This is a genomic window from Streptococcus parasanguinis (assembly GCF_016648925.1).
Taxonomy (GTDB): Bacteria; Bacillota; Bacilli; order Lactobacillales; family Streptococcaceae; genus Streptococcus.
Map to the genome: position 1 here is coordinate 22,781 of NZ_JACLQX010000012.1, position 12,553 is coordinate 35,333.

General features: G+C 42.4%; 7 protein-coding genes. All 7 read left to right on the forward strand.

Annotated features, from left to right (window positions below; genetic code table 11):
• Window positions 1–106: 106 nt before the first annotated feature.
• Window positions 107–973, forward strand: coding sequence for an ABC transporter permease (locus tag H7T97_RS05760; RefSeq protein ID WP_201089705.1), 867 nt, complete (start codon window positions 107–109; stop codon window positions 971–973).
• Window positions 970–1,734 carry an ABC transporter ATP-binding protein gene (locus H7T97_RS05765; protein WP_201089707.1) on the forward strand — a complete coding sequence of 255 codons (765 nt, stop codon included), beginning with the start codon at window positions 970–972 and terminating at the stop codon, window positions 1,732–1,734. Before H7T97_RS05760 ends, H7T97_RS05765 begins: the two co-directional genes overlap by 4 nt.
• A gap of 904 nt (window positions 1,735–2,638) precedes the next feature.
• On the forward strand, window positions 2,639–3,181 hold the full coding sequence (locus H7T97_RS05770) for a hypothetical protein (protein ID WP_201089709.1): 543 nt from the start codon (window positions 2,639–2,641) through the stop codon (window positions 3,179–3,181).
• Between the two features lie 204 nt (window positions 3,182–3,385).
• On the forward strand, window positions 3,386–5,047 hold the full coding sequence (locus tag H7T97_RS05775; protein WP_070590222.1) for a ribonuclease J: 1,662 nt from the start codon (window positions 3,386–3,388) through the stop codon (window positions 5,045–5,047).
• A 70-nt stretch (window positions 5,048–5,117) separates the two neighbouring features.
• Window positions 5,118–5,900, forward strand: a complete 783-nt coding sequence (locus H7T97_RS05780; RefSeq protein WP_070586761.1) for an alpha/beta hydrolase — start codon at window positions 5,118–5,120, stop codon at window positions 5,898–5,900.
• Between the two features lie 171 nt (window positions 5,901–6,071).
• On the forward strand, window positions 6,072–7,529 hold the full coding sequence (gene gltX / locus H7T97_RS05785; RefSeq protein WP_201089711.1) for a glutamate--tRNA ligase: 1,458 nt from the start codon (window positions 6,072–6,074) through the stop codon (window positions 7,527–7,529).
• 237 nt (window positions 7,530–7,766) lie between these two features.
• Window positions 7,767–12,553 (forward strand): accessory Sec-dependent serine-rich glycoprotein adhesin (locus tag H7T97_RS10315; RefSeq protein WP_311638429.1); only part of this gene is annotated, 4,787 nt, incomplete at its 3' end.

Genomic DNA, 12,553 nt, shown 5'->3' on the forward strand with positions numbered 1-12,553 from the left:
TTTTGGTTTTTTTATAAAGCATGAAAAGGGAATTGATGACAATTTCCTATAGGTTCTCTTCCATATTTATGTTACAATAAAACTATTATTATCGAAGGGAGAGACTATGATTAATTCAATTGTTTCACAAGGTTTGATTTGGGCTATTTTAGGATTGGGAATCTTTATGACCTTCCGAATTTTAGATTTTCCAGATATGACGACAGAAGGTTCCTTCCCGCTTGGAGGAGCGGTGGCGGTGACCTTGATCACCAAAGGGGTCAATCCGCTTATAGCGACCCTGGCTGCTATTGGTGCAGGGTGTTTGGCGGGACTTGCGACGGGTCTTCTCTACACAAAAGGGAGAATACCGACACTCTTGTCAGGGATCCTTGTAATGACATCTTGTAACTCGGTTATTCTCTTTGTGATGCAGCGGGCCAATCTGGGGCTTTTGGGTTATAAAAAAATTCAGGAATTTCTTCCTTTTGCCAGTGGGTTCAATGAGATCCTCATTGGCTTGATTTTTGTAACTCTTGTGGTGTTTGGTTTAATTTTCTTCTTGGATACGCGTTTGGGTCAGGCTTATATCGCAACAGGAGACAATCCAGATATGGCTAGAAGTTTTGGGATCAACACCGACCGGATGGAGTTGATGGGCTTGGTCATTTCAAATGGGATTATTGCTCTTTCTGGTGCACTGATGGCCCAGCAAGAAGGCTATGCGGATGCTTCACGTGGGATTGGTGTCATCGTTATTGGGCTTGCCAGCCTCATTATTGGAGAGGTTCTCTTTTCAAATGTCACCTTGACAGAGCGCTTGCTCAGTATTGCGATCGGATCGATCGCTTACCAATTTTTGATTTGGGCCGTGATTGCGCTTGGCATCAATACCAGCTATATTCGAATCTTCAGTGCCTTGATCTTGGCTATCTGCCTGATGATTCCAACCTTTAAGGGAAAAATCATGAAAGGAGCGAAACTCAGTAAATGACAGCAATTGTAGAATTAAAAAATGTAACCAAAGCCGTGAGCAATGGGATGAACGAAGAAAAAGTCATTTTGGATGATGTTTCCTTGGAAATTCGAGAACATGATTTTATCACGATTTTGGGGGGCAATGGAGCTGGAAAATCAACCCTCTTTAATAGCATTGCAGGGACGCTTCCAGTTAGCAGTGGAAAGATCTATATTCTTGGGGAAGATGTGACCACATACTCTCCAGAAAAGAGAGCCAAATACCTATCGCGGGTTTTTCAAGATCCTAAAATGGGAACTGCACCCCGGATGACAGTAGCAGAGAACCTCTTGGTAGCGAAGTTTCGTGGAGAAAAACGTAGCTTGATTCCGCGTCACTTGGCCAGCTATAAAGAAGAGTTTCAAACAGTCCTTGCTAAGATCGGCAATGGCTTGGAAAATCATATCGATACAGCCGTTGAGTTTCTATCAGGGGGGCAACGACAAGCCTTGAGTCTGTTGATGGCGACACTGAAACGTCCAGAACTCTTGCTTCTAGACGAACACACTGCTGCCTTGGATCCAAAAACCAGTCAGGCCCTCATGACCTTGACGGATGAGTTTGTGAAACAAGATGCCCTCACTGCTCTTATGATCACCCACCATATGGAAGATGCTTTGAAATATGGAAATCGCTTGATTGTGATGAAAGACGGACACATCGTCCAAGACCTCAATCAAGAAGAAAAAGCCCAAATGACCATCGCAGATTACTATCAATTGTTTGAGAAAGAATAAGATACAAAGGGCGTAGCGGATACAGTTAAAATAGGGAATACGACGCAGAATCTTCAGATTCTAGGAGGATTCATCTTTTTGACACAATCCGCAGCCCGTGTTCATTTAATAAGATACAAAGCCCGTAAAATGAAAAGTGGAAATAGGGAGTAGGACAAAAGCGATATCGTTTATGGCGCTTCCCCCACAAGTCTGATTAGGATTCTTCCGAACTGATCAAGCGAGAGAAGAGTTCAATCAGCTACTGTGCCTTGTCTACATGCTAAGCTAGAGAGCTTGTTCTCTAGCTTTTTCTCTTTCTAAAACACAAGTTACTGTTTATAAATATACGTCGTCCCTTCAATGAATGCCTTATACAACAAAAGAGCTTAGAAAGAAGTCAGAAGAAAACCACATAAAAATAGGAACTAGTTTCAGCTGAAATCGCTTGCAATTACTCAGGTAGGTGAGTATAATATAGTTAGAAAGATGAAGAAGGGATTGATACCAATGCCTTATCGAGTTAAAATTTAGGTTACTTCGTTTTAGGCCTGTTTTGCTGATAGTTGTTCATGCTCTTATCGTAAAAGAGCAGTTATGTCGTGTGTGTCGGATCGGTTGGACGGTCGGGCAAGCCTGCTTAGTTTGTCCGGAGACATAAGAAAACGTGGAAATAGTAGGTAGAAGCTTTTTATAAAGGTTTTCAAACTTCAATGCGTCCAGTCGAAAGCTCATAAATTTAGATTTGGGATAGCAAAGAAAACCTCTGGTATTTTACACAAATACTATTAAATGAAATCAACATCATAAACATTGTTTTGTTAGCCAATAGGTTAATTGCACCAAGTCAGCGAAGCAGACCAGGCCTCTAGTCCCGTAAGACTGGAGGCCATTTTTTATAAAATACCCAGGAGGAGGTGAGAGTATGGGATTGTCGTATGCGCAAGAATATAGTTGCCGTGACCATTTTCGTCAAAGAGCTTTTGAGCGCTTTGGCGTAGATGATCAGCACCTGAACAGGTGGATCAACCAACACCTCCCCTCCCTCTCTCCTTATGATAGTAATGTGGTTCAACCAGCTAATACAGAAGCCTATGTAGCCAGTGATGGTGTCATCTTTGTCTGCAATATCAAAAGTCGGGAGTTCATCACTTGCTTTAAGGCGGTTAATTACCAAGAATCTAAGGAAGAAGAGGAAGCCTATACGGACATTCACGAAAACAATGTCGCTTCCTTCAAAAAAGATGTGAACCACCTAGTCAATCGCTACCGACTCAAGGAAGCCAAAGAACTGTTTGAAAACATTGGGGAGGACTTGGATGACTTTTATCGCCTGTCCCAAGCAGTAAAGAACGGCCAATTGAGCGAGCGAAATAGTAAGCGCCTAGAGGAATTGTTAGGCAAGTTTCATGTGATCAAGGCAGCTATGCGGATCATTGAAAATAAACGGGGAGATTACCATCTTTAGGGTCTTTTCCCCCTAAAAATAGGCGCCTAGAAGCCTTCTCATCTACTTTAGATGGGGAGGCTTTTTTGCTGTGGGAAAGCTTTTTGAAAAAAATAGAAAAAAATTGTATAATAGAGTGGATATGCAAGTATTTGCAAAGCTGTAATTCGACTTGGGGAACCAAGGACCGTAAGTATTAAAAAAATTACACTAAAGGAGACAACAGTGAGTAGTATTAAATTAGTCACTCTTGGCGGTGTTCGAGAAAATGGGAAAAATCTCTACGTTGCCGAAGTGAACGATTCGATTTTTGTCTTGGATGCAGGTTTGAAGTATCCAGAAAATGAGCAACTTGGGGTGGATGTCGTTATCCCCAACATGGATTATCTATTTGAAAACAAGGACCGCATTGCAGGTGTTTTCTTGACCCATGGTCATGCGGATGCCATTGGGGCCTTGCCATATCTTTTGGCGGAAGCGAAAGTCCCTGTATTCGGAACCGAGTTGACCATTGAGTTGGCTAAACTCTTTGTCAAAAGCAATGACAGTGTGAAGAAATTCAACGACTTCCATGTCATCGATCAGAATTCTGAGATTGATTTTGGTGATGCCGTCGTCTCTTTCTTTCAAACAACCCACTCCATCCCTGAAAGTATCGGGATTGTGATTGGCACTCCTGAGGGCAATATCGTCTACACGGGAGACTTTAAATTTGACCAAACTGCCAGCGAGTCCTACGCGACAGACTTTGCTCGTCTAGCTGAGATTGGACGCGAAGGTGTCCTTGCCCTCTTGAGTGATTCGGCTAATGCGGATAGTAAGGTTCAAGTTGCCAGTGAGCAAGAAGTAGGCGATGCTATCTTAGATACGATCGCAGACTGGGATGGTCGTGTCATCGTAGCGGCGGTAGCCAGCAACCTTTCTCGGATCCAGCAGGTCTTTGATGCTGCGGCTGAGACTGGCCGTCGAGTGGTCTTGACAGGGTTTGATGTGGAAAACATCGTCCGGACAGCTATTCGCTTGAACAAATTGTCTCTTGCCAATGAAAAACTCTTGATCAAGCCAAAAGAAATGAGCCGTTTTGAGGATCATGAATTGATCATTTTGGAAACAGGCCGGATGGGTGAGCCGATCAACGGTTTGCGCAAGATGTCGATTGGCCGTCACCGTTATGTGGAAATCAAAGATGGGGACTTGGTCTACGTCGTCACAACGCCATCTATTGCTAAAGAAGCTGTGGTGGCTCGTGTGGAAAACATGATCTACCAAGCAGGTGGCATTGTCAAATTGATCACGTCAAGCTTGCGCGTGTCTGGTCACGGAAACGCACGGGACTTGCAGTTGATGATCAACCTTCTTCGTCCTAAATATCTCTTCCCGATCCAAGGGGAATACCGCGAATTGGATGCCCATGCGCGGGTAGCGATGGAAGTCGGTATCTTGCCTGAGAATATCTTTATTCCAAAACGCGGCACTGTGATGGAGTACGAAAAGGGGGACTTCGTCCCTGCCGGTAGCGTCTCAGCTGGAGATGTCATGATCGATGGGAATGCCATTGGTGATGTGGGCAATATTGTCCTTCGTGACCGTAAGGTCTTGTCAGAAGACGGGATCTTTATCGTGGCGCTCACGGTGAATCGCAAAGAGAAGAAAATTATTTCCAAAGCGCGCGTGCACACCCGTGGTTTTGTCTATGTCAAGAAGAGTCGGGATATTCTTCGTGAAAGTTGCGAATTGGTCAACCAAAGTGTTGAAGATTATTTGAATCAAGATAGCTTTGACTGGGGTGAGTTAAAAGGTTTGGTACGTGACAACTTGTCTAAGTTCTTGTTTGAACAAACCAAACGCCGTCCAGCCATCCTACCAGTCGTGATGGAAGTGAAATAATAGTAGAAAACGAAACGCTTGGCGGCCCGAGGCTTGCCGAGTGTTTTTAACAGTAGAAAGAGGAAATCAAATGGCAGTTATGCAGATTGAGTATTATTCAGAAGCCTTGAAGATGGAGTGGGGCGTGTCTGTTCTTTATCCAGATGCGTCGCGCGTGGAAGATCCAGCGGATACCGATATTCCAGTTCTCTATCTCTTACACGGGATGAATGGCAACCACCACTCCTGGTTGAAGCGGACTAATGTGGAGCGCATTTTGCGAAATACTAATCTGATCGTGGTCCTACCTAATACCAATAATGGCTTTTACACAGATACCCAGTATGGCTACAACTATTACACAGCTATTGCGGAGGAATTGCCAGAGACTCTTTCTCGCTTCTTCCCTAATATGACCAAGAAACGGGAGAAGACCTTTATTGCTGGTCTATCCATGGGAGGCTATGGATCGATGCTCTTGGCTCTCAAGACAAATCGTTTCTCCCATGCGGCTAGTTTTTCCGGAGCCCTAAGTTTCCACGATCGAGATTTTGAAAACAATGACTTGGAACAACCAGCTTTTTGGAAGGGGATCTTTGGAGAGATTGAGGATTGGACGACCAGTCCCTATTCGCTAGAGACGGCTGCCAAGAAGTTTTCAGATAAGAAGACCAAACTCTGGATCTGGTGTGGGGAGCAGGATTTCCTCTATGAGGCCAATAATTTTGAAGTCAAGGAACTAGAAAAGTTAGGTTTGGATGTCACCTATACCCACAGCCCGGGCAAGCACGAATGGTTCTACTGGGAACGTGAGTTAGAGCACTTTTTACAAACCTTACCAATCGACTTTGAATTAGAAGAACGTTTAAAATAAGATACCAATAGATTGGATATCAGTCAGAGCATTTGTTCTGGCTTTTTTCATATATATAGCAAGAAAAGCTAGAAAGGCCACTTATTCATTTCAGTCCTGCTTTCTTTATGGTATAATAGGAACGATTGAAAAATGAGCTAGAAATAGCGAACAAGATAAGAGGAGAGAAATATGGCAAAGGATATTCGTGTGCGTTATGCACCAAGTCCAACAGGGCTACTACACATTGGAAATGCTCGTACAGCATTGTTTAACTACTTGTATGCGCGCCACCATGGTGGAACTTTTATCATCCGTATCGAAGATACGGACCGCAAACGTCACGTTGAAGATGGAGAACGTTCACAGCTTGAAAACCTGCGTTGGTTGGGCATGGACTGGGATGAAAGTCCAGAAACTCATGAGAACTACCGCCAGTCTGAGCGTTTGGAACTCTATCAAAAGTATATTGACCAACTCTTGGCGGAAGGAAAAGCTTACAAATCTTACGTCACTGAAGAAGAGTTGGCAGCTGAACGTGAACGCCAAGAAGCAGCAGGTGAAACACCTCGCTACATCAACGAATACCTTGGCATGGGCGAAGAAGAAAAAGCAGCTTACGTTGCAGAACGTGAAGCAGCGGGCATCATCCCGACGGTTCGTTTGGCAGTGAATGAGTCTGGTATCTACAAGTGGCATGATATGGTCAAAGGCGATATCGAGTTTGAAGGTGGTAATATCGGTGGGGATTGGGTCATCCAGAAGAAAGATGGCTACCCAACTTACAACTTTGCCGTTGTGATCGATGACCACGACATGCAAATCTCTCACGTTATCCGTGGAGACGACCACATTGCCAACACCCCAAAACAGCTCATGGTCTATGAAGCCCTTGGTTGGGAAGCACCAGAATTCGGTCACATGACACTTATCATCAATTCTGAAACTGGTAAGAAATTGTCTAAACGTGATACGAATACCCTTCAATTTATCGAAGATTACCGTAAGAAGGGCTACCTTCCAGAAGCAGTCTTTAACTTCATCGCTCTTCTTGGTTGGAACCCTGGTGGGGAAGACGAAATCTTCTCTCGCGAAGAACTCATCAAGCTCTTTGATGAACATCGTCTCAGCAAGTCTCCAGCTGCTTTCGACCAGAAGAAAATGGACTGGATGAGCAATGAGTATATCAAGAATGCGGATCTTGCGACTATCTTTGAAATGGCCAAGCCATTCCTCGAAGAAGCAGGTCGTTTGACAGACAAGGCTGAGAAGTTTGTAGAACTCTACAAGCCACAAATGAAGTCGGTGGACGAAATCGTTCCATTGACAGACCTCTTCTTCTCAGACTTCCCAGAGTTGACAGATGAAGAAAAAGAAGTCATGGCTGGTGAAACGGTTCCGACTGTACTTGAAGCCTTCAAAGCGAAATTGGAAGCCATGTCAGACGATGAGTTTGTGGCAGAAAATATCTTCCCACAAATCAAAGCGGTTCAAAAAGAAACTGGGATCAAAGGGAAGAATCTCTTTATGCCAATCCGTATTGCCGTTTCAGGTGAAATGCATGGTCCTGAATTGCCAGATACCATCTACTTACTTGGACGCGAAAAATCCATCCAACACATTGAAAACATGTTGGAAAAAATCAGATAATTATCAGAAAAGTCCCTATTAAATGGGGCTTTTTGTTTTACCTCTAAAGTAAAAGTATTATAGGATTTTTTCAAAAAATTGCCCCGGTTTGACAAATTGATCCTACTGAAAACGATTTTATTACTATCTAAAACAAAAATTATAAAAAAATAGCAATAATTAAGGATAATTGCTTCCAAAAATCGACACATTAGTCTATAATGTAAGGGAAATAAAAAATGTAATAAGGAGACAGAAATGTTTTTTAAACGTTCGAACGGTGAATTCCGTGAAACGGATCGTGTGACTCGTTTCAAATTGATCAAATCAGGTAAAAACTGGTTGCGTGCTGCGACTTCTAACTTTGGTCTTTTGAAAGTCATTCGTGGTCAAGTCGAAGAGACTGTTGTAGCTGAAGTGCGTGAAGACGCAGTATCAGTGAAAGAAATGACAAGCCGTGGCTTGCTCAAAGGGATCGTAGCAGCTGGGGCTGTTTTTGGTGCAGCTACAGTAGCGAATACTGCAAAAGCAGATGAAACAGGATCAGACGTTGCGACTGCATCTGAGCTTTCAAGTGAAGCTCTTGTAGTGCAAGGAAGTACTGTACTTGGTACAACTTCAACAACTGAATCTCAATCTGAATCAACAACAGCATCAACAACTGAGTCAACTACTGAATCTCAATCTCAATCAACAACAGAATCAGCTAGCGCTTCTGCATCTGCAAGTGCTTCAACCTCTACAAGCGTATCTGTATCTCACTCAGCTTCATTGAGCGAACAAGGTTCAGCAGAACTTTCAGCAGCTTCAAGCGAATCAACTGTAGCAGCTGGCTCTGAAGCAAGTGTAGAAAGCACTACAACAGTAGCGAAAGCTGAAGATAAAGTTGTTTTGGAACAAAACACTTCAGAAGCAGCGTTGTTGAACAAGATTGCAGGAGACTACTCAGCAACTGTTTCAGCTCCAGAAAAGAAAGCAGCACTTGATGCGGCCATCGCTAAAGTTCAAACAGAATTGACAGCAAGCAACAGCTTAATCAACGCTAATGCTTCAGCTCAATCATACGCAGACCAACGCGAACGTTTGAGCAAGTCAGTAGATGACATGATGGCAACCTTGACTGCAGCAGGATTTACTGGAAACACAACAGTGAACGGTGCTCCAGCAATTTCAGCTCAGTTGGCACCAATCTCAACAAGCACTACTGGTAGTGTAGATACTACACCAGTTATTACAAATGCAAATGGTGCAACGATTGAAGATGCAGCCTTCAATGAAGCTGGTTATGCTTTGGATCCAAACACAGATCGTTTCACTTTCGGTGTATGGCAATTCCTTAAAACAAACCATACTACTGGTGCTAAAACCAACTTTGATTACTATGCTACTCTTTCAGTAGACCGTTCTGCCATCACTGGTAGCCTTTCAGCTAACCCAGATGTTTACTTGCGTATTGTGAAGAAGTCTGATGGTACAGAAGCTTACACTCGTACTATTCATGCTGGAGAAAGCAATATCTCTCTTCCAAGCTACATCACCAACAACAACTCTGATGTAACCAACACTTTGACATACGCACCTGCTAACGGAACTAATCCAGGTAACGTAACCTTCTCATTGGTAAATGCGAACCTTGAGTATGAAACACTTCAAATCCGTGATACTAACTACCCAGGTAACCAAGGTGAAGACAAACAAAACGTTCAAACTTCTGTTCCTTATGCGAAAGCTGATCAAACAACTTACTATAAAGTCGTTGACAGTAGCAAGTACACAGAAGGTCAAACATACAAACCAACTGGAAATGAAACAGTTCTTGCAAGCTATACTCAAACCGGTCTTGCAGGGCAACAATTCACAGCTTCAGGAAACCGTAATATTGAGGGGTACAAACAAGTTCCAGCAACAACAGACGCAACTCAAAAAACATCTGGTATCCTTGGTAAGGGTGTTGTCGGTCAAAAACTGGTCGAACTTCAAGGTGGAGCAAACCACTACTACGTAAAACGTATCTCTGAAATCGTTGATACTGATGGCTCAACTGTAACGAAATTTTACGCCCTTGATCCATCTCAGGTTAACAATTTTGCTACATCAGATATTGGTACTGAAGATGTATCGAAGTACACACTCATCTATACAAGTAAAGTTAACAAAGCTGCTGAAGTGTGGAAAGCTGATGAGACTAAAGTTACAAAAGTAAACAGCAAAAATGGCGACTACTATATTGAAGTCAACGAAACTGCTGGAAGTAAAGATCTTATTATCACTGGTTGGCAGTCTGCTACTGAGACAGATACTTATAAACAAATGGACGGAACTCTACACACTTATCCACGTCCATTCAAAGGTGCTCCAAGCACATCATTGACACCTGCCGGAGCTGGTAATAACAGTTACAACGTCATCGCTGGTAAAGTTCCAGAAATCCAAGCAGAAGGATCTGTTGCGAATGACCCAACAGCACCAAATGGTAAAGTATACTCTGAATTGAAGGGTTATTCATCATTCTCAAACAACTACTCAATTCCAACTGCGATTAAACCATCGACTGATGTGAACTATTACTTTGTTAAGTCAGACGAAAAAGGAAGTGTTTACGTTCACTATAAAGATACTGAAGGAACAACTATTAAAGCTTCAGTAACAGATGAAGATAAACAACCTATCAACAAAGCATATGACACAGTAGTAGATAACCGTCCAGCTACAATTGAGTACAACGGTAAAACTTATGAGTTGGTACCAGCAGGTACATATACTGTTGGTCAAGTCGACTCAGATGGTCACCTTACAACTTCAGATGATGTTAAAGGTTCAGTTGCTAAAGAAGATAAAAATGTTACCTATATCTATAAAGTGAAAGAAACACCAAAAGAAGGTGAAGTTGTTATCACTTATGTAGATACGAAAGGTAACGAAATCCAAAAATCTCGTCAAGATACACCTAAATCACCATATGATACACCATATGATACAACTGAAAAAGGTGAAAAACCAAATATCATCAAGACCACTGATGGTAAGACATATAAGATTGTACCTAAAGGTGATTACCCAGTAGGAGATGTTGATGAAAACGGTCATTTGAAGTCTTCAGACCCTATTACTGGTAAAGTTGACAAACCAAAATCAACCATTACTTACGTTTATGAAGAAGTTGGAAGTGTCTTTGTTCATTATAAAGATATTAACGGAAATACGATCATGGGATCTGTTATTGATGAGCAAGATCAACCACTTGAGAAGGATTATGATACAGTAGTAGATAATCGTCCTAAAGAAATTAAATTTGAAGGTAAAACTTACGAACTTGTAGAAGCTGGTAATTACCCAGTAGGTCAAGTTGACAGCCAAGGTCACTGGACAGGTGATGATGATACGACTGGTAAAGTGGCTTCAGGTGAGAAGAATGTTACTTATATCTATAAGTTGAAAGACGAATCTCAATCAGATTCAGGTTCAAATTCAGCATCAGAATCAGCTTCACAATCATTATCAGAAGTTGTATCTAACTCACAGTCTGTATCAGAACAAGCTTCTAAATCAGCGTCTGAATCAGCATCAGCATCATTGAGCCAATCAACTGTTGAATCAGCAAGTGTGTCAGCGAGTCAATCAGCATCGTTGAGTACGTCAGCACAAGAGTCAGCAAGCGTATCAGCAAGCCAATCAGCGTCATTGAGTACATCGGCTTCAGCATCAGCATCAACTTCAGCAAGCCAATCAGCATCATTGAGCACATCGGCTTCAGCATCAGCAAGCGTATCAGCAAGTCAATCAGCATCATTGAGCACATCAGCGTCTGAGTCAGCTTCTGTATCAGCAAGTCAATCAGCATCATTGAGCACATCGGCTTCAGCATCAGCATCAACTTCAGCAAGCCAATCAGCGTCATTGAGCACATCAGCTTCTGCATCAGAATCTACTTCAGCAAGCCAATCAGCGTCATTGAGCACATCTGCATCAGTATCAGCATCTGAATCAGCATCTGCATCTGAATCAGTATCAGCGTCATTGAGCGCATCGGCTTCAGCATCAGCTTCTGTATCAGCAAGCCAATCAGCATCATTGAGCACATCGGCTTCAGCATCAGCTTCTGTATCAGCAAGTCAATCAGCATCATTGAGCACATCGGCTTCAGCATCAGCATCAACTTCAGCGAGCCAATCAGCGTCATTGAGCACATCAGCGTCTGAATCAGCATCAGTATCTGCGAGCCAATCAGCGTCATTGAGTACATCGGCTTCAGCATCAGCTTCTGTATCAGCGAGCCAATCAGCATCATTGAGCACATCAGCTTCAACATCACTTTCTACATCTGTATCACAATCAGCATCTAACTCTTCATCAAATTCTGAAAGTGAAAAACCTCAAGGTGAAGTTATTATTACTTACATCCGCGAGAATGATGGTAAGGAAATTAAAGTCCAACGTCAAGATACTCCTAAGTCAGACTACAACACGCCTTATGACACTACTGAGAACGATGAACAACCTAAGTACATTGAGTTTGAAGGTAAGAAATACGAACGTGTACCGGCTGGTGATTATCCAGTAGGTAAAGTTGATAGTGAAGGACATCTTGAAACTTCTGATCCAATCAAAGGTAAAGTAGAAAAACCAGTTTCTAAGATTACTTATGTTTATAAAGAGGTTAAAGAAGATCCAACGAAACCTAAAGAAGGTGACGTAATCATCACTTACGTAGACGAAAATGGTAAAGAAATTCAAAAACCTCGTCAAGACACACCAAACTCACCATATGACACACCATATAACACAACTGAGGAAGGTGAAAAACCTAATACTATCAAGACTCCAGATGGTAAGACATACAAGATCGTACCGAAAGGTGACTACCCAGTAGGTAAAGTTGATGGCGATGGACACTTGGAATCATCTGATCCAATTAAAGGTAAAGTTGATAAACCACGTTCAATCATCACTTACGTTTACAAAGAAGTGAAAGAAGATCCAACGAAACCTAAAGAAGGTGACGTAATCATCACTTACGTAGACGAAAATGGTAAAGAAATTCAAAA